Consider the following 19,453-nt stretch of genomic DNA (forward strand, 5'->3'; position numbering starts at 1 on the left):
GGGGACCCTAAGCGGCACTAGGCCCTCTGCAATCGCTGAGTTTTCTTGATGAAAACTCAGCGTTGCTAGAGGGTGCTAAGGAAAATTGTACCAAGTGCCGCTAAGGGGACCCGGCTTGATTTCACACGGTCTCTACGTATGGCCTCCGTTGCCGCCCCCTCCGGGTCCCCTGCCTAAACTGTAAAATATTATGAATATCAAAAGCCGGTGGGCGCGCCAAGCGCACCCACCGGCTATTTCATCACTATGAGAGATAATACGAAGTTTAATATCGAGGAGGAGCTCCAGAAGCTTCCGGCGCTCCCGGGCGTCTATATCATGCACGGCCCGAAGGATGAGATCATCTATGTCGGCAAAGCGAAGGTGCTGAAAAACCGCGTCAAGCAGTACTTCCAGAAATCCTATAAGAAATCCGTGAAGATCCAGCAGATGGTGCATCTGGTGGAGCGCTTCGAGTACATCGTCGTCGATTCGGAGCTCGAGGCGCTGATGCTCGAGAATAATCTCATCAAGGAGCATAAGCCGCGCTACAACACCCTGCTGAAGGACGACAAGACCTATCCGTACATCAAGGTGACGAACGAGCTCTACCCGCGGATTCTGAAGGTGCGGAAGCAGTACCAGGACCGCGCCCGTTACTTCGGTCCATACGCGTCGAACGATCAGGTCAATGAGGTCATCGAGCTCATCCGGAAGACCTTCCATATCCGGAACTGCAACAAGTCGTTTACGGAGGATGCGCCGCTTGCGAACAAGTGCATGTACTATGACATCCACCAGTGCGACGGGCCGTGCATCGGGAAGCAGTCGCAGGCGGACTATAAGCTCCAGGTGGACCGAGCCATCGACTTTCTGAACGGAAAGTACGAGGACATCGTGAAGGAGCTGACCCGCCGCATGCAGCGCGCTTCCGATAACCTGGATTTCGAGACGGCACTCGAGATGCGGGATCTGATCCGGGCGATCGAGGCAATCCAGAACCGGCAGAAGATCGTGGCCTATGATGCCGAGGATCGGGACATCATTGGTATGCGCCGCTCCTTCGCGGACTGCATCGTTCAGATCTTTTTCGTACGTGATGGGAAGATCATCGGCCGTGACCATCAGTTCATCGACATTGACCCAGAGGAAAGTGACGAGAGCATCCTGACGAACTTCATCGAGCAGTACTACGACGGCACCCCGTTCGTGCCGCGGGAGATCTTCGTACAGACCGAGCTCGAGGAGAGGGCGGTGCTGGAGCAGTGGCTGAGCCGGGAGAAGGGGAAGCGTGTATACATCGTGACCCCGCAGATCGGGAAGAAGGAGAAGCTCGTCGAGCTCGCCATCACGAACGCCGGTATCCTCATGAACCGCTATCGTCAGCAGTACCGCGAGCAGGATGTGAAGAATGCCCGGGCCCTCGAAGAACTTCAGAAACTGATCGGACTGCCTGGACTTCCTCTTCGCATCGAGTCCTACGATATCTCGAATACGATGGGTGCGCTCAATGTCGGCTCGATGGTCGTCTACCAGAACGGCCGGCCGAAGAACAACGACTACCGGAAGTTCCGCATCCAGTCCGTCCAGGGGCCGGATGACGTCCGTTCGATGCGGGAAATGCTGACGCGCCGCTTCGAGCATGGCCTCTCGGAGATGCAGACGAATGCGCGGGACGGCAAGGATGATAAGCTCGGGTCCTTCTCGAACTTCCCGGATCTCATCTGTATGGATGGTGGCAAGGGACAGGTGCATGTCTGCGAGGAGGTACTGCGGGCGCTCGGCATCACGAGCATCACGGTCGTCGGTATGGTGAAGGATGATCATCACCGGACGCGGGCGCTGCTGTACCAGGACGAGGAGCTGCCGATCGCGGAGAACAGCGAGGCCTTCAAGCTTCTGACGCGCATCCAGGACGAGGTGCACCGCTTCGCTATCAGCTACCACCGCTCGCTCCGGGAGCAGAAGCAGATCCGCTCGCTGCTCGACGACATCAAGGGAATCGGTGAAGTACGGAAGAAGGCACTTATGCGGCGGTTCGGAGACATTGACCATATCCGCGTGGCCGGGCTCGAGGAGCTCCGGGACTGCCCGTCGATGGACGAGTATTCCGCGCGGCAGGTGTATGATTTCTTTCACAGTAATCCGGAAACGGCGGTCGGAACCTGGCGCGCCGGCGTCGAAGAAAAGCAGTGATATCGTGGCCGCCGGCATCGGAGAGAAGCGCAGCATCCGCGAGTACGAAAAATTACAAGAAAGCCTTCACAAAACCGTAAAAAATTCGTCATGTATTTCGCGGCTTCTCTCATGTACAAAGATTCGAAATCCTGTTAAGATTATAGGCGTCGTCTTCGGGCGGCGCTTTTTTAGTGAACCTTAAAACTTTGAAATGGCTTCAGGGAGTAAATATAGATAGTATGAGAGACGATTTTGAATATTCTGAGAAATCCAGAGGGCAGTCCCGCGCACGCGGACAGTCCCATGCGCGGGGTGCGGCATCGAGAAGCGGTAGCCGCAGCAGTACGGGCAGTCACAGCAGCGGATATACGGGACCGCGTTCGTCGGGCAGCCACAGCAGCTATGCAGGCGGGAGCCGGTCCACTGCAGGCACTGGAAGCCGTACCGGTCGTTCGACTGGAAGAGCTGGGCGACGCGGCAGTGATTACGGACGGAGATCCCAGGATGGGCCGAACATGAAGCTTGTACTCGGCGCGGTGCTGGCATTTCTGATCGTGGGCGGTGGACTCGTGTTTGCCGTGCGCGGCGGATTTGTCGGCGGTTCGCACGAATCTTCGGCGGCTGCGGAAGAGACGACACAGAACGTTCTGTATACCGATACCGATACCATCCATAAGGACATCACCCTCGACCTCCGCGCGATTTCGCCGGACGCACAGAGCCTGAATCTGAATGGTATGAACCGTGAGGCGGTGAAGCAGGCCATCCACGGTGCCTACAGCTGGAACCTCGTCGTGAAGAACGCGAATCCCTCCATCGACAGCTTCAAGATGCCGGATCTTTCGGTCTATGATGAGGTGAAGGAAACCGAGACGAGCAGCGGCTCCGGAGAGAGTGACAATGATGGCTCCGTACAGAAGGTGGCGGTGGATAATCCGTATGCCAGCGTGACGATCCGTCCGGAGGCGAAGAGCTTCACCATCCCGGATCTGATCGGCGAGCAGGTGGATGCGCAGGTCGATCAGATCTTCACGGAGTATGCGGCGGCGATCGCGGAAGAATCTGCAACGGCGTCTGCCGGCAGTGAGACCTCGGGCGAAGCAGAGGAGAGTACAGACGCTTCGGGAGCGGAAAGTGAGACCGAGAGCACGACGGGTGCAGGCAGCGATTATACGCTGACACTGCCGGATATGAGCGCGCAGATCTCGGACTACATGAAGCAGCTCGCCATCGTATGGAAGATGAGCCCGAAGAATGGCGACATCACAAGCTACGATAAGGAGAGCGGCGAGTTCGTCTTCGGCGGCTCTGTGGCTGGCTATGCTGTGAATGCGGAGGCGACCGCACAGAAGGTGATGGCGTCGATCGGTCAGCATGTCTATGACGCGACCATCGAGTGCGAGGGCGAGAAGATCTCCGCGTCGGATTCCTCCATCAAGGACCTGTATGGTACGATCGGCAGCTTCACGACGAAGACCACGAGCAACGCGACCCGTAATAAGAACGTGAAGCTGGCAGCGGCCGCGATCAACGGTACCGTGCTCCAGCCGGGCGAGGAATTCTCCTTTAATAAGACCGTCGGTCAGCGTACCGAGGCGAAGGGCTATGGTGCGGCCGGCGCGTATAATAACGGCGAGGTCGTGCAGGAGATCGGTGGCGGTGTCTGCCAGGTTTCCTCGACCCTCTATAATGCCGTATTCCGTTCGGGTCTCACGACGACCTATCGTCGCTCTCATACCTTCGCACCGACCTATGTCACACCAGGTGCCGACGCGACGGTTTCCTACCCGGGCCCGGACTATCAGTTTATCAATAATTCGGATCACGCCATCGGTATCCGTGCATGGTATGAGGACCAGACCTGTACCGTTCAGATCTATGGTGTCCGTGTGCTTCCGAAGGGCGAGAGCTGGGAGCTCGTCTGCGAGAAGACCACAGACCTTCCGGTGCCGGCACCGAAGATCATCACCCCGGAGGAGGGAGCAGAGTCTGCGGGCTCTGCGGGCTCCGAGTGGCAGGCCTATAAGGTGATCCATAAGGCCGACGGAACGACCGAGAAGGTGAAGGATCATATGGCACACTACAGTGGTCATACACCGAAGCAGTATGCGCCGGGAACGACGGAGTCGACCGCCGAGTCCTCGATTGCAGAGAGCGGAGAGTCAACCGCGGAGAGTGGAAGCACGGCAGAATCCACGGTAGCCGAGAACGGACCGAAGCCGTCCACCGAAACGAAGCCGTCACCGGCTCCGGAGACGAGTCCGGCCGAGACCGCGAAGAAGCCGGAGGCACCGACCCCGGAGACGAGCGCCTCGAATCATGAGGTCATCGAAGCACCGGGGGCACAGGAAGGCCCGGATGACGATGAGATCATCCAGGACGGCCCGTAAGAATTTCGTAAGGGGGGTCTGACCCCATTAAATTTTTCTAAACAGAATCTAAACAGAAGTTTATGGGGTCAGACCCCATGAAGATTTTCTTAAGAAGAGAGCAGTTGCAGTGGTGTGCGACTGCTCTTTTCTGTTACGTGGGGAAGTGACTGTACAATATATACTATAGTAGTTTACTAGGATATAATCTTTTTGTGCATTTCCTTGTATTTTATTTAGTAACGCCCCGTTTTTGTTTTGCATTTCATAGCGGAAATGTTATAATTCTTTTCGAGTATGATATCCCACTATGGGTGGGTACATATAACAACCGCTTCAAGTGGTAGTTCATTTTTTCAGGAGGAATTCTTATGGCAAGAAAAATGAAAACCATGGATGGTAACCAGGCTGCTGCACATGCATCATATGCATTTACAGAAGTTGCGGCTATCTATCCTATTACTCCTTCATCCGTCATGCCTGAGCATGTAGATGAGTGGGCCACTGAAGGCAGAAAGAACCTTCTCGGCGAGACCGTACAGGTAACCGAGATGCAGTCGGAGGCTGGTGCTGCTGGTGCAGTTCACGGTTCCCTCGCTGCAGGTGCTCTTACTACAACCTTCACCGCATCACAGGGTCTTCTGCTCATGATCCCGGATATCTACAAGGTAGCCGGCGAGCAGCTTCCAGGCGTATTTGATGTATCTGCACGTGCACTTGCATCGCACGCACTTTCCATCTTCGGTGATCACTCCGACGTTATGGCATGCCGTCAGACCGGTGCTGCTATGCTCTGTGAGTCATCTGTACAGGAAGTTATGGATCTTACTCCGGTAGCTCACCTTGCAGCGCTGAAGGGCCACATTCCGTTCATCAACTTCTTTGATGGTTTCCGTACCTCTCACGAGATCCAGAAGATCGAGGAGTGGGATTACGAGGATCTCAGAGATATGGTTGACTGGGAGTATGTAGATGAGTTCAGAGCGAAGGCTCTTAACCCGAATCACCCGGTTGAGAGAGGATCAGCTCAGAACCCGGATATCTTCTTCCAGGCTCGTGAGGCTTCCAACCCTTACTACGATGCACTTCCTGCAATCGTTCAGGAGTACATGGATAAGGTGAATGCGAAGATCGGTACTGATTACAAGCTCTTCAACTACTACGGCGCAGCAGATGCTGATCACGTCATCGTTGCTATGGGTTCTGTAAATGATACCATCGAGGAGACCATCGACTACCTTGCTAAGCAGGGCGAGAAGGTCGGCGTTGTCAAGGTAAGACTTTACAGACCGTTCAGCAAGGACGCATTCGTAAAGGCACTTCCTGCAACCACCAAGGTGATCTCTGTTCTCGACAGAACGAAGGAGCCGGGCTCCATCGGTGAGCCGCTGTACCTCGATGTCGTAGCTGCTCTTCAGGGCACAGAGTTCGCAAACTGCACCATCCTTTCCGGCCGTTATGGTCTCGGTTCCAAGGATACCACACCTTCTCAGATCGTTGCTGTTTACAACAACGTTGATAAGAAGAGATTCACCATCGGTATCGATGATGATGTTACACACCTTTCTCTGCCGGCTGGTCCAGCACTTGTTACGACTCCTGAGGGAACCGTTAACTGTAAGTTCTGGGGTCTCGGTGCAGATGGTACCGTAGGTGCAAACAAGAACTCCATCAAGATCATCGGTGATAACACAGACATGTACGCGCAGGCTTACTTCGATTATGATTCCAAGAAGTCCGGCGGTGTTACCATGTCTCACCTGAGATTCGGTAAGAAGCCGATCAAGTCTACTTACCTGATCCACAGAGCAAACTTCGTAGCCTGCCACAACCCGGCTTACATGACCAAGTTCAACATGGTTCAGGAGCTCGTTGATGGTGGTACCTTCCTTCTCAACTGCGTATGGAACAAGGATGAGATCGCAGAGCACATCCCTGGCCAGGTTAAGAAGTACATGTACGATCACAAGATCAACTTCTACATCATCAACGGTGTAAAGATCGGTATTGAGACCGGCATGGGCCCGACAAGAATCAACACCATCCTTCAGTCTGCATTCTTCACACTGACCGGTATCATCCCGAAGGAAGAGGCTAACAAGCTGATGAAGGACGCTGCACAGAAGACATACGGCCGTAAGGGTGAGGATGTCGTTAAGAAGAACTGGGCGGCAATCGACGCTGGTGCAAACGCATTCGAGAAGATCGAGATCCCTGCAGACTGGGCAAACGCACAGGATGAGGGCCTTGAGTTCAAGGATAAGACCGAGGGTGCCAAGGATGTTCTTGATTTCGTAAACAACATCCAGAATAAGGTTTCCGCTCAGGAGGGTAACTCACTTCCTGTTTCTGCGTTCAATGCTTATGTCGATGGTACAACTCCTTCCGGAACAGCTGCTTACGAGAAGAGAGGTATCGCTGTAAACGTTCCGCAGTGGAATCCGGATAACTGTATCCAGTGTAACTTCTGTTCTTATGTCTGTCCGCACGGCGCGATCCGTCCGTTCGCATTTACTGCTGACGAGGCTGCAAACGCTCCAGAGGGTATGCTGACCAAGGCGATGACCGGTATGCCGGATTACAAGTTCGGTATCCAGGTATCTGTACTTGACTGTACTGGTTGTGGATCCTGCGCAAACGTATGTCCTGGCATGAAGGGCGCGAAGGCACTCGAGATGAAGCCGATCGCTGAGGAGCTCGACAGACAGAAGTTCTTCGACTACGCAGTAAAGCTTCCTGAGAAGGATGACGTCGTTGCGAAGTTCAAGGAGACCACCGTTAAGGGCTCACAGTTCAAGAAGCCGTTACTCGAGTACTCCGGTGCATGTCCTGGCTGTGGTGAGACACCATACGCTAAGCTCATCACTCAGCTCTTCGGTGAGAGAATGTACATCGCAAATGCGACAGGCTGCTCATCAATCTGGGGTAACTCTTCACCTTCTACACCGTACACTGTAAACGCGAAGGGTCAGGGCCCGGCATGGGATAACTCCCTCTTCGAGGATAACGCAGAGTTCGGTTATGGTATGTTACTTGCACAGAACGCAATCCGTACCAGACTGAAGAAGGAAGTAGAGGAGCTCGCTGAGAAGGATGCATCTGTTAAGGATGTCGCTCAGGAGTGGCTTGATACCTTCGGTGTCGGCGCTACCAACGGTGCAGCTACCGATAAGCTCGTTGCAGCACTTGCTGATAAGACCGATGATCTTTCCAAGGATCTCGTAAAGAATAAGGACTTCCTCGCTAAGAAGAGCCAGTGGATCTTCGGTGGTGACGGCTGGGCTTATGATATCGGCTTCGGCGGCCTCGATCATGTACTTGCTTCCGGCAAGGACATCAACGTAATGGTATTCGATACCGAGGTTTACTCCAACACAGGTGGACAGTCCTCCAAGTCGACTCCGACCGGTGCAGTAGCACAGTTCGCTGCAGGTGGTAAGGAGACCGGCAAGAAGGATCTTGCTGGTATCGCAATGTCCTATGGTTATGTATATGTAGCTCATATCGACATGGGCGGCGACATGCAGCAGACTGTAAAGGCGATCGCAGAGGCTGAGGCATATCCAGGACCATCTCTGATCATTGCATACGCACCTTGTATCAACCACGGCATCAAGAAGGGCATGGCGAAGGCTATGACTGAGGAGAAGCTTGCACTCCAGACTGGTTACTGGAACAACTTCAGATACAACCCGCTTGGTGGCGATAAGAAGTTCACTCTCGATTCCAAGGAGCCGGATTTCACCGGATACCAGGATTTCCTGAAGGGTGAGGTTCGTTACCTGTCCCTCGGCCTTAAGAACCCGGAGAGAGCAAAGGCTCTTGACGAGAAGAACCAGGCTGAGTCTCAGGCTAGATATGAGCACCTCAAGAAGCTCATCGACCTGTACAACAATTAATTCACCTGAACTTCGGTTCACGTGATGTGAGAAGGGAGCCGGCGCAAGCCGGCTCCCTTCGTCGTATAGCCCGTGGCCACGGGTTTGAGGACGGATGAACGGAACTTGCCGATTTATGTATCTCATGCTAAAATTATTTAGTTAAATATGTCAATATATAGCATGTGGGCCTTCGGGCACCACGTAGTAAGGTGAAGATATGAGAAAAATGATGGTGGCGGTGGTGGGCCGTCCAAACGTAGGTAAGTCTACGCTGTTCAACCTGATTGCAGGGAAGCAGATCTCCATCGTGAAGGATACGCCGGGTGTGACCCGTGACCGTATCTATGCGGATGCGGAGTGGCTGAATAACAAGTTTACACTGATCGATACGGGTGGTATCGAGCCGGATTCCCAGGATATCATCCTGTCCCAGATGCGTGCGCAGGCACAGCTGGCGATCGACACGGCGGATGTCATCATTTTCGTCGTGGATGTACGTACCGGTCTCGTCGATGCAGACTATGAGGTGGCAAATATGCTCCGGAAGTCCGGAAAGCCGGTCGTTCTCTGTGTCAATAAGGTCGACAGCTTCCAGAAGTTCGGAAATGATATCTATGAGTTCTATAATCTGGGCCTAGGCGATCCGTTCGGCGTATCCTCGGTAAACCAGCTCGGTGTCGGTGACATGCTCGATGAGGTAATCAAGCACTTCCCGGTCGAGACAGCAGAAGTAGACGAGGATGATTCGGTGAAGGTCGCCCTCATCGGTAAGCCGAATGTCGGAAAGAGCTCCGTCATCAATAAGCTGCTGGGTCAGAACCGCGTGATCGTCTCCAACATTGCCGGCACAACCCGTGACGCGATCGATACGAAGATCGTGCATAACGGAAAGGAATATACCTTCATCGATACGGCGGGTCTTCGCCGGAAGGGAAAGATCGACGATGATATCGAGCGTTACTCTGTCATCCGTACCGTCGCGGCCGTGGATCGCGCGGATATCTGTCTCGTGCTGATCGACGCGACCCAGGGAATCACGGAGGGCGATGCACGCATCGCCGGGATCGCGCATGAGTCCGGAAAGGGCGTCATCATCTGCGTGAACAAGTGGGATGCGGTGCCGGATAAAAATGATAAGACGATGAAGGAATTCCAGACGAAGCTGATGGAGAAGTTCTCCTACATGCCGTATGCGCAGTACCTCTTCATCTCGGCCGAGACCGGACAGCGTCTGAATAAGATCTTCGATCTCGTCAATCAGGTACGGGAGAGCCAGACACTTCGTATCCGTACGGGTGTGCTCAACGACATCATGACGAGAGCGACGGCGATGAAGCAGCCGCCAAGTGATAAGGGCAAGCGTCTCAAGCTGTTCTACATGACGCAGACCGCGGTCGAGCCGCCTACCTTCGTGATCTTCGTGAATGACCAGCAGCTGATGCACTTCTCGTATACGAGATACATCGAGAATCAGATTCGTGAGGCCTTCGGCTTCCCGGGAACACCACTGAAGTTCCTGATCCGTGAGCGCCAGGCCGGAGAGGATGAGTGATGAATATACAGCATATGATCATTTCCCTGGTCGTGGGATATATCTTCGGTAACATACCGAATGGCTATCTGTATGCGAAGTCTCAGGGCATCGATATCTATAAGCAGGGCTCCGGTAATCCGGGCTCGACGAACATCAGCCGGACGCTCGGAAAGAAAGCAGGAGCGACCGTGCTGCTGCTGGATATCGCGAAGACCATCGTTCCGATCCTCATGATGCACATGATCTACAAACCGGCGACGATCGATGAGGGCACCCTCATCACCGTCTTTGCGGGCTTCGGTTCGATCCTCGGACATGATTTTCCGGCACTTCCGATGCTGCACGGCGGAAAGGGAATCGCCTGTACGGGTGCGCTTATCATCGCCTTCGACTGGCGGATGGCCATCGTACTGTTTGCACTGTTCTTGGTGATCGCGAAGGCCACCGGCTATGTGAGCGTCGGCTCGATCTGCGGCGTATCCCTGCTGTTTATCCTGACTGCCATCTTCGGATACTTCGGCCTTCTTCCGATGTCCATGGCGATCTACCCGATCGTACTCGTCGTGTTTTTCCTGATCGCAGCGCTCGGGGTATGGCAGCACCGCTCAAATATCGTGCGGCTGAAGAATGGTACGGAATCGAAGTTCCACTTTAAGAAGTAATCTGCTTTAAATTGAGGAGATTTTATGAAAGCATCAATCATCGGCGCAGGTACCTGGGGTACTGCCCTCGGCATTCTGCTCGCCCATAACGGACATGAGGTGACCATCTGGTCGAAGTTTCAGCAGGAGGTGGATGCGCTTCAGGAGACCCACCGTCATAAGAATCTGCCGGGTGCCGTGATTCCGGAGAGCATGTGCTTCAGCTCCGATCTGGAGGCTGCACTGAAGGATCAGGAGCTCGTCGTGCTGGCGGTGCCGTCCATCTTCGTGCGTGCGACGGCGCATGAGATGAAGCCGTATGTCGGCGAGGGTCAGGTCATCGTATCCGTGGCGAAGGGCATCGAAGAGGGTACACTCTATACGATGTCGGATATCATCGAAGAGGAAATCCCGCAGGCAGATGTCGCGGTTCTGTCCGGACCGAGCCATGCCGAGGAGGTATCGCGTTTCATTCCGACGACGATCGTGACTGGTGCGCATACCGAGAAGACAGCGCTTTTCGTACAGAACGCGTTCATGTGCGATTGCTTCCGTGTCTACATCAACCCGGATATCAAGGGCATCGAGATCGGCGGCGCGACGAAGAACGTCATCGCGCTGGCGGCCGGTATGGCGGACGGTCTCGGCTATGGAGACAACACGAAGGCAGCGCTGATCACACGCGGTATCGCGGAGATCGAGCGGCTCGGCGTGAAGATGGGCTGCCGCATGGAGACCTTCAACGGCCTGAGCGGTATCGGTGATCTGATCGTGACCTGTGCGTCCATGCACAGCCGGAACCGCCGTGCCGGTATCCTGATGGGCGAGGGCAGAAGCTACGAGGAGGCGATGCAGGAGGTCGGTCAGACGGTCGAGGGTGTATATGCTGCGAAGGCGGCACGTGCACTCGCGGAGAAGTATGAGGTTTCGATGCCGATCGTCGAGGGCATCAATCAGATTCTCTTCGAAGGCAAGTCGGCCAGGGAAGCGGTCCGTGATCTGATGCTCCGCGACCGGACCATCGAGAACGTGAACGTTCCGTTTGATAAATAATCTTAAATTCACGCAGGGCCCCTCCGGGGCCCTGTGTTGTTCTGAGAAAAATATATTATAATACATATTCTCTAACGTTATAATATAAGCTGTAAATGTGAAAAAATGTTATAAAAGTTGTTGACTTCCATAACTACGAACTTTATAATGATGAAAAGTTTTCAGAAAGCTTGTATTTTAGAAAACTGAGAGGAGAAAAATTATGAAAAAGGTATTAAGTGCAGTACTTGCAGCTTCGATGGTTGCGTCTTTAGCAGCCTGTGGTTCTTCATCTACGCCGGAGGCGACGACAGCCGCTGCCGCTGCAGGCGATACGACAACTGCTGCAGCAGCTGAGGGCACAACCACAGCCGCTGGTTCTTCAGATCTTACATGGAAGATCGGTGCCCAGGGACCGCTGACTGGTGGTGCAGCTATCTATGGTAAGTCTGTCATCAATGGTGCTCAGGTTGCGATCGATGAGATCAATGCAGCCGGCGGTATCAATGGCTACCAGGTAGAGTATAAGACGGCAGATGATGAGCATGATCAGGAGAAGGCCATCAACGCATACAACTCCCTCAAGGACTGGGGCATGCAGATGCTGATCGGACCGACCACTTCCGCACCGACCATCGCGGTTGCCTCTGAGGCACAGAATGATAATATGTTCCTTCTGACTCCGTCAGGTTCTGCAGTTGACTGTACCGCAGCACCGAATGCATACCGTGTATGCTTCTCGGATCCTGCACAGGGTGCCAAGTCCGCAGAGTATATCGGAACACACAAGCTGGCAACCAAGATCGGTATCATCTATGATTCTTCGGATGTTTACTCCTCCGGTATTCACGATTCCTTCGTTACCGAGGCCGGCAACCAGGGTCTTGAGATCGTAGCGGATGAGCAGTTCACGGCGGATTCGAAGACAGATTTCTCTACGCAGCTTCAGAAGATGCAGAGCGCAGGTGCAGAGCTCGTATTCCTTCCGTTCTACTACACAGAGGCAGCACTCGTTCTGACACAGGCAAACACCATGGGTTACAAGCCGACCTTCTTCGGCTGTGATGGTATGGATGGTATCCTCGATGTGGAGAACTTCGATAAGTCTCTCGCAGAGGGCCTCATGCTTCTGACCCCGTTCGCAGCGGATGCGACCGATGAGAAGACCGTAAGCTTCGTAACAGCTTATAAGGATAAGTTCGGTGATACACCGATTCAGTTCGCAGCGGATGCGTATGATGCAGCATACATCATGAAGGCTGCCCTCGAGGCTGGTAATCTGACTCCGGACATGTCTGTATCTGATCTTGGTACAGCGATGGAAGAGCAGATGAAGTCACTCAAGTATGACGGTCTCACCGGTACCGGCATGACATGGAGCGAGAACGGTGATGTCGATAAGGAGCCGAAGGCGGTCATCGTCAAGGATGGTGCCTATACTTCTGCCGACTGATCGGAAAAGTGATGAAGCATCATGAGAAAATCTTCTTTTTCTGCATGATGAAAGAGCATAAAGGGTTGCTTGCTACAAGCAACCCTTTATTGAATTCAGTTTATGGGGTCTGACCCCATTACGAAATGATGAAGGTTCCGTAAGGAATTTGTAAGGGGGTCAGACCCCATAAATTTTCAAAGAGGTGTTTAGAGATGATGAGTTTCATTTCCTACTTGCTGAGTGGTGTCAGTTTAGGCTCGATCTATGCGATCATCGCCCTGGGCTACACGATGGTATATGGAATCGCAAAGATGCTCAACTTCGCCCATGGTGATATCCTCATGGTCGGTGGTTACGCAGCGTTTATTGCATTGAACCAGCTGGGGCTGCCGATCCTGGTGTCGACCCTTCTGTCGATGGTGATCTGCACCCTGCTGGGCGTCGTCATCGAGAAGGTCGCGTATAAGCCACTCCGTCAGGCCAACTCTCTGAACGTTCTGATCACCGCGATCGGTGTGTCGTACCTTCTTCAGAATGTGGCGTTGCTCCTGTTCGGTGCGAATCCGAAGAGCTTCACCTCCTTCGTTCCGATCAAGCCGGTCAAGCTCGCCGGTGGTGCACTGACGATTTCCGGTGAGACCATCGTGACGATCCTGTGCTGTCTGATCATCGTCGGCGGACTGGTGACCTTCATCAACAAGACGAAGGCCGGGCAGGCGATGCTGGCGGTTTCGGAGGATAAGGGCGCGGCGACCCTCATGGGTGTCGATGTCAATAAGACCATCTCGATGACCTTCGCCATCGGTTCTGCACTGGCGGCGATCGGCGGTATCCTGATGTGCTCTGCGTACCCGACGCTGACGCCAACCACCGGTGCCATGCCGGGCATCAAGGCCTTCGTTGCGGCCGTGCTTGGAGGCATTGGCTCCATCCCGGGCGCGTTCATCGGCGGGATCATCCTCGGTGTGCTTGAGAATCTGTCGAAGGCGTACATCTCCTCGAAGCTGAGTGACGCCATCGTATTTTCAGTACTGATCATCGTTCTTCTGGTGAAGCCGACGGGTATCCTCGGTAAGAAGATCATGGAGAAAGTGTGAGTCGGCATGAAAATGAAAACTACATCTATGTCAATGTCTACAGCGAAGGCGAAGACCTTCCGCTCAAATATGATCACCTACGGTATGGTGATTCTCGCGTATATCATCGTCGAGATCTTCCTGAATGCCGGACAGGTCAGCTCCCTTATCAAGGGACTGCTCGTTCCGCTCACGATCTACAGCATCATGGCGGTGAGCCTGAACCTCGTGGTCGGTATCTCCGGTGAGCTGTCGCTCGGCCATGCCGGCTTCATGTGCGTCGGTGCCTTCGCCTCCGCGACCTGGACGATGCTGATGAAGAGCAGTGCGATGCCACCGCTTCTTCGTTTCATCATCGCGATTCTGATCGGTGCAGCGGCTGCGGCTGTCTTCGGTTTCCTGATCGGTATCCCGGTTCTTCGTTTGAAGGGCGACTACCTCGCGATCGTCACCCTCGCGTTCAGTGAGATCATCAAGAACATCATCAACGCACTGTACTTCGGTATCGACGATCACGGCGCGCACTTCTCGCTGAAGGATTCGCTTTCTCTCGGTATGGATGGCGGCACCGTCATCATCAAGGGTGCGCAGGGCATCACCGGTACCCCGAAGCAGGCGACCTTCACGATCGGCGTGATCCTTCTGCTGGTCGCACTTTTCGTGGTACTCAACCTCATCAACTCGAGAACCGGACGTGCCATCATGGCCATCCGTGATAATCGTATCGCCGCCGAGTCGATCGGGCTCAATGTTACCCGCTATAAGCTGATGGCCTTCACCATCTCTGCAGCGATCGCGGGTGCAGCCGGCGTACTGTATGCACACAACCTGAGCTCGCTCCAGGCGCTGCCGAAGAACTTCGGCTACAACCAGTCCATCATGATCCTCGTTTTCGTCGTCATGGGTGGCATCGGTAATGTCCGTGGCTCCGTCATCGCGGCGGTCATCCTGACGCTCCTGCCAGAGGTTCTGCGCGGACTCAACGACTATCGTATGCTCATGTATGCGATCGTCCTGATTCTCATGATGCTGTTTACCTCGGCACCATCCCTGATCGCGCTTCGCCAGCAGATCATGGCCCGTTTCAGTAAGAAGAGTGACGAAGGAAAGGAGACGACGTAAGCATGGCTATGTTAGACATTGAAGCACTGGGCATCTCCTTCGGTGGTCTGAAGGCAGTTGATAATTTCCATGTGCAGATCGAAAAGAATGAGCTTTACGGTCTGATCGGCCCGAACGGTGCCGGAAAGACGACCGTATTTAACCTTCTGACCGGTGTATATAAGCCGACCAGTGGTCAGATCCTTCTCGACGGAGACAACATCACGGGTCTCAGCTGTGAGGAGATCAACAAGAAGGGCATCGCACGTACCTTCCAGAACATCCGTCTCTTCCACAACATGTCCGTGCTGGACAATGTAAAGGCCGGACTGCATAACCATTACACCTATTCTACGCTGGACGGTATTCTGAGAACACCGAAGTACCGTAAGCTTGAGAAGGAGATGGATGCGAAGGCACTGGAGATTCTAAAGGTATTCGACCTTCAGGACTTTGTGGACTATAAGGCCTCCAACCTCCCGTATGGTCAGCAGCGTAAGCTTGAGATCGCCCGCGCGCTCGCAACCGAGCCGAAGCTCCTCCTGCTGGATGAGCCGGCTGCCGGTATGAACCCGAGTGAGACCGAGGAGCTGATGCGTACCATCCGTCTCGTACGGGATGAGTTCGATATGACGATCCTTCTGATCGAGCATGATATGAAGCTGGTATCCGGTATCTGTGACCGTCTGACCGTCCTCAATTTCGGTCAGGTACTGAAGCAGGGTAAGACCGCCGATGTACTGCATGATCCGGAAGTCATCAAGGCATATCTCGGAGATTAAGGAGGAGAAGACATGAGTACGATTTTAGATGTACAGGATCTCAACGTATACTACGGTGTGATCCATGCATTAAAGGGCATTTCCTTCCATGTAGATAAGGGCGAGATCGTCACCCTGATCGGTGCTAATGGTGCCGGCAAGACGACGACGCTGCAGACCATCACGGGGCTGATTCCGGCGCGTTCCGGTCATGTATTCTATAACGGGAAGGAAATCACGCATACACCGGGCCATAAGATGGTCGGTGCGGGACTCGCCCATGTACCGGAGGGCCGGCGTGTATTTGCACAGCTTTCGGTCTATCAGAACCTGATGCTCGGTGCCTATACCCGGAAGGATAAGGATGGCATCGCAGAGTCGCTCGAGACGGTCTATAAGCATTTCCCGAGACTGGAGGAGCGTAAGAATCAGGTCGCAGGAACGCTTTCCGGTGGTGAGCAGCAGATGCTCGCGATGGGGCGTGCGCTGATGAGTAATCCGGAGATGATCGTCATGGATGAGCCGTCCATGGGTCTGTCCCCGATTTATGTAAACGAGATCTTCAACATCATCGAGAAGATTCACGAGACCGGTGTGACGGTGCTTCTCGTCGAGCAGAATGCGAATAAGGCACTCGCGATCGCGGATCGTGCGTATGTGCTGGAGACCGGTAAAATCACGATCGAGGGTCGGGCGCAGGATCTTGCGAATGATCCGAAGGTCAAGGCGGCCTACCTGTCAGAATAAGCAATATCGCGGCGGGCCGACTCCAGAGGCTGTTGGTCTCCGGCGGTAAAATCTAAAATATGACCCCTAAGAAACACTAGGCTCCTTCCAATCAACGAGTTTTCTTTATGAAAACTCGTCGTTGGAAGGAGTGCTAAGGAAAATGTACCAAGTGTTTCTAAGGGGTCATATTTTGATTTTACACGTCCTCGACCAGCACCTCTGGAGCCGGTCCGCCGCGATGATCCGCTTCAGAATTCATACATCTGATTGAATCTGCGCATAGAAAAGAAATATCTACTCTGCTATAATAAAAACAACGAAATTTATTTCCATGATTTGAGAGAAGGAGGCCTGTATGAAGCTTCATTTTATAGGTGCGGATCATGAGGTGACGGGGTCGCTGCATTATGTAGAGGCAGCGGGGCTCAGGATTCTGGTGGACTGTGGTATGGAGCAGGGGCGAAATTACTATGAGAATGCGCCGCTGCCGATCAAGTATTCGGAGGTCGACTACATCCTTCTGACGCATGCGCATATCGATCATGCGGGGATGATCCCGATGGCCTATAAGAAGGGCTTCAACGGGACGGTGCTGACGACGAAGGCGACGCAGGCACTGTCGGAGATCATGCTGCGGGACTCGGCGCATATCCAGATGCAGGAGTGTGAGTGGAAGAACCGGAAGGGGCGTCGTGCGGGTCTGCCGGAGGTGGAGCCGATCTATGATCTTACGGATGCGGCGAATGTGCTGCAGCACTTCCGCGGGGTGAACTATCATGAGATGATCGAGCTCGGGGATGGCGTTCGTGTACGTTTCATCGATGCGGGTCATCTGCTCGGTTCTGCATCCATCGAGATGTGGCTGACGGAAGAGGGCGTTACGAAGAAGCTCGTGTTCTCCGGTGATATCGGAAACTTTGATAAGCCGCTGATTCGGGATCCGGAGTACATCAAGGAGGCGGATTATGTGCTGATGGAGTCGACCTATGGATCCCGCTTCCACGATACGACGGTCAACCATCTGCAGGATCTCCTGAACATCACGCAGCGGACCCTCGATCGGGGCGGCAATGTCGTGATGCCGGCGTTTGCGGTGGGCCGTACGCAGGAGCTGCTGTATCTTTTCCGCCAGATCAAGCAGGAGCATCTCATCGTCGGGCATGACAACTTCCCGGTCTATGTCGACAGTCCACTGGCGGTCGATGCGACGCATGTCTTCTCGCAGAATCTCGATGAGTGCTACGATGATGAGACGCGTGCCATCGTTGATAAAGGTATCAACCCGATTTCCTTCCGGGGACTTAACCTCGCCATCACGCTCGAGGAGTCGAAGGCCATCAACTTCGATGAGACCCCGAAGGTGATCATCTCGGCCTCCGGCATGTGTGATGCCGGTCGTATCCGCCATCATATCAAGTACAATCTCTGGCGTCCGGAGTCGACCATCGTCTTCGCCGGCTATCAGGCGGAGGGAACGCTGGGACGGGCACTGATAGATGGTGCTGATCACGTGAAGCTCTTCGGTGAGGAGGTGGCGGTAAAGGCGGAGATCGCGCAGATGGCCGATATGTCGAGCCATGCGGATCAGTTCGGCCTCATGAACTGGATCCGTGCCTACGAGCAGGCGCCGGACCGTGTCTTCCTCGTGCATGGCAATGATGACGGCATGGAGGTACTCTCGAAGCTGATCGAGGACGAGCTCCACTACACGGTGAACTGTCCGTACTCCGGTTCGGTTTTCGACCTCCTGAAGAATGAGTGGGAGACCGTGGCAGAGCCGAAGAAGATCGAGAAGCCGACGTATGTACTGGTGGAGGATGGCTCCTCGAAGCGGAAGAAGACGAGCGATGCCGCCTACGATCGCCTGCTGGCCGCCTACACGAAGCTGTTGGCCGCCGTCAAGGCAAACTATGGTGGTGCCAATAAGGACCTCGCACGCTTTACAAACCAGCTGCTCAGCCTGTATGATAAGTGGATACGATGATGACCGGTTCCCTCCGCCTGTGATTCCTGCAGGTGGAGGGATATACGTATGGGTCGAAGGCATTGGCCGGGTCAGAAAGAAAGGACGTAAAGCTCCATACGGGGAGCTTCTGATATACAGATGAGAAAACATGTTTCAAGCCGAATGCTCCGGGGGATTGCACTTCTGGTACTGATCCTTGCGGCGATCACCCTGGGGATTCGGATCTATCTTGATCAGGCGCTGATCCGCCATGCGTCGATGGTGACGACGGAAGCTGCTCCCTCCGAAACGAGGGAGCAGCTGATCGTTGCAGAGACGACGCCGGTGCAGGAAAGTGAGGCAGCGGAAGCGTCTGTCGACCAGATCGCGCAGTTCGAGTCTGCCTTCGCCGAGATCCGGGCACTCGAGGACATCGCCGCCGTCGAACAGCAGGGGAGTGCGCTGAAGGAGGACTATACGACGATCGCGAAGCTCTGGAACCGGGAGCTCGAGGCGCTCGGCCGTGCCATCACCGCGAACATGACAGAGAGCGAAAAGGACGCCTACATCGCCTCGGCGAGCGCGTTTCTGATCTCGCGGAACCACGAGTGCATGAAAGAGCTCGACCAGGATAAGCTCAGCGTGATGGAGAACATCGATTACCTGAGCCGTGAGATCGCCCTCACACGCGAACGCTGCTACGACCTCCTGAAGGATTACCGCTCCTATCTTGCAAGTTTCTGAGCGCTGTGCTATATTTTACGAGTTAATGTCTAAGATGCCCGTAAAGGG

General features: G+C 54.1%; 14 protein-coding genes. All 14 read left to right on the forward strand.

What is annotated here, in order from left to right; translation table 11 throughout:
• The first annotated feature begins 246 nt into the window (after positions 1-246).
• The gene (gene uvrC / locus ACTQ52_RS05865; protein WP_410043931.1) at positions 247-2,175 is read left to right on the forward strand and encodes an excinuclease ABC subunit UvrC; all 1,929 of its coding nucleotides are present in this window, start codon (positions 247-249) and stop codon (positions 2,173-2,175) included.
• Between the two features lie 234 nt (positions 2,176-2,409).
• Positions 2,410-2,676: a hypothetical protein gene (locus ACTQ52_RS05870; RefSeq protein ID WP_441982052.1), complete on the forward strand. Its 267-nt coding sequence runs from the start codon at positions 2,410-2,412 to the stop codon at positions 2,674-2,676.
• Entirely contained in the window at positions 2,673-4,547 is a 1,875-nt protein-coding gene (locus ACTQ52_RS05875; RefSeq protein WP_441982053.1) for a VanW family protein, read from the forward strand. The genes ACTQ52_RS05870 and ACTQ52_RS05875 overlap by 4 nt, the downstream gene beginning before the upstream one ends.
• A gap of 350 nt (positions 4,548-4,897) precedes the next feature.
• Positions 4,898-8,425: a pyruvate:ferredoxin (flavodoxin) oxidoreductase gene (gene nifJ, locus ACTQ52_RS05880; protein ID WP_441982054.1), complete on the forward strand. Its 3,528-nt coding sequence runs from the start codon at positions 4,898-4,900 to the stop codon at positions 8,423-8,425.
• Between the two features lie 199 nt (positions 8,426-8,624).
• Positions 8,625-9,959, forward strand: a complete 1,335-nt coding sequence (der, locus tag ACTQ52_RS05885; RefSeq protein WP_441982055.1) for a ribosome biogenesis GTPase Der — start codon at positions 8,625-8,627, stop codon at positions 9,957-9,959.
• Positions 9,959-10,603, forward strand: coding sequence for a glycerol-3-phosphate acyltransferase (locus tag ACTQ52_RS05890; protein WP_410043927.1), 645 nt, complete (start codon positions 9,959-9,961; stop codon positions 10,601-10,603). Before der ends, ACTQ52_RS05890 begins: the two co-directional genes overlap by 1 nt.
• Before the next feature lie 24 nt (positions 10,604-10,627).
• Positions 10,628-11,635 carry an NAD(P)H-dependent glycerol-3-phosphate dehydrogenase gene (locus ACTQ52_RS05895; RefSeq protein WP_441982056.1) on the forward strand — a complete coding sequence of 336 codons (1,008 nt, stop codon included), beginning with the start codon at positions 10,628-10,630 and terminating at the stop codon, positions 11,633-11,635.
• Positions 11,636-11,837: 202 nt separating this feature from the next.
• Positions 11,838-13,067, forward strand: coding sequence for an ABC transporter substrate-binding protein (locus ACTQ52_RS05900; protein ID WP_441982057.1), 1,230 nt, complete (start codon positions 11,838-11,840; stop codon positions 13,065-13,067).
• A 197-nt stretch (positions 13,068-13,264) separates the two neighbouring features.
• A complete protein-coding gene (locus ACTQ52_RS05905) occupies positions 13,265-14,146 on the forward strand; it encodes a branched-chain amino acid ABC transporter permease (RefSeq protein ID WP_410043944.1) in 882 nt (293 codons plus the stop codon).
• Positions 14,147-14,179: 33 nt separating this feature from the next.
• Positions 14,180-15,247: a branched-chain amino acid ABC transporter permease gene (locus tag ACTQ52_RS05910; RefSeq protein WP_410043924.1), complete on the forward strand. Its 1,068-nt coding sequence runs from the start codon at positions 14,180-14,182 to the stop codon at positions 15,245-15,247.
• A gap of 2 nt (positions 15,248-15,249) precedes the next feature.
• Positions 15,250-16,008, forward strand: a complete 759-nt coding sequence (locus ACTQ52_RS05915) for an ABC transporter ATP-binding protein (RefSeq protein WP_441227005.1) — start codon at positions 15,250-15,252, stop codon at positions 16,006-16,008.
• A gap of 12 nt (positions 16,009-16,020) precedes the next feature.
• On the forward strand, positions 16,021-16,734 hold the full coding sequence (locus tag ACTQ52_RS05920) for an ABC transporter ATP-binding protein (RefSeq protein ID WP_441227006.1): 714 nt from the start codon (positions 16,021-16,023) through the stop codon (positions 16,732-16,734).
• Positions 16,735-17,071: 337 nt separating this feature from the next.
• On the forward strand, positions 17,072-18,700 hold the full coding sequence (locus tag ACTQ52_RS05925; RefSeq protein ID WP_410043921.1) for an MBL fold metallo-hydrolase RNA specificity domain-containing protein: 1,629 nt from the start codon (positions 17,072-17,074) through the stop codon (positions 18,698-18,700).
• Between the two features lie 120 nt (positions 18,701-18,820).
• On the forward strand, positions 18,821-19,405 hold the full coding sequence (locus ACTQ52_RS05930) for a hypothetical protein (protein WP_410043920.1): 585 nt from the start codon (positions 18,821-18,823) through the stop codon (positions 19,403-19,405).
• Positions 19,406-19,453: the final 48 nt, after the last annotated feature.

The sequence above is a fragment of the Oribacterium sp. Sow4_G1_1 genome (genome assembly GCF_052116105.1).
Lineage (GTDB): Bacteria > Bacillota > Clostridia > Lachnospirales > Lachnospiraceae > Oribacterium.

Excerpts from the sequence above, each read along its gene's own strand:
- uvrC (WP_410043931.1), top strand. The coding sequence starts at position 247 with ATGAGAGATAATACGAAGTTTAATATCGAGGAGGAGCTCCAGAAGCTT.
- ACTQ52_RS05910 (WP_410043924.1), top strand. The coding sequence starts at position 14,180 with ATGTCTACAGCGAAGGCGAAGACCTTCCGCTCAAATATGATCACCTAC.
- ACTQ52_RS05930 (WP_410043920.1), top strand. The coding sequence starts at position 18,821 with ATGAGAAAACATGTTTCAAGCCGAATGCTCCGGGGGATTGCACTTCTG.
- ACTQ52_RS05915 (WP_441227005.1), top strand. The coding sequence starts at position 15,250 with ATGGCTATGTTAGACATTGAAGCACTGGGCATCTCCTTCGGTGGTCTG.
- ACTQ52_RS05905 (WP_410043944.1), top strand. The coding sequence starts at position 13,265 with ATGAGTTTCATTTCCTACTTGCTGAGTGGTGTCAGTTTAGGCTCGATC.
- ACTQ52_RS05900 (WP_441982057.1), top strand. The coding sequence starts at position 11,838 with ATGAAAAAGGTATTAAGTGCAGTACTTGCAGCTTCGATGGTTGCGTCT.
- ACTQ52_RS05925 (WP_410043921.1), top strand. The coding sequence starts at position 17,072 with ATGAAGCTTCATTTTATAGGTGCGGATCATGAGGTGACGGGGTCGCTG.
- ACTQ52_RS05920 (WP_441227006.1), top strand. The coding sequence starts at position 16,021 with ATGAGTACGATTTTAGATGTACAGGATCTCAACGTATACTACGGTGTG.
- nifJ (WP_441982054.1), top strand. The coding sequence starts at position 4,898 with ATGGCAAGAAAAATGAAAACCATGGATGGTAACCAGGCTGCTGCACAT.
- ACTQ52_RS05890 (WP_410043927.1), top strand. The coding sequence starts at position 9,959 with ATGAATATACAGCATATGATCATTTCCCTGGTCGTGGGATATATCTTC.
- ACTQ52_RS05875 (WP_441982053.1), top strand. The coding sequence starts at position 2,673 with ATGAAGCTTGTACTCGGCGCGGTGCTGGCATTTCTGATCGTGGGCGGT.
- ACTQ52_RS05895 (WP_441982056.1), top strand. The coding sequence starts at position 10,628 with ATGAAAGCATCAATCATCGGCGCAGGTACCTGGGGTACTGCCCTCGGC.
- der (WP_441982055.1), top strand. The coding sequence starts at position 8,625 with ATGAGAAAAATGATGGTGGCGGTGGTGGGCCGTCCAAACGTAGGTAAG.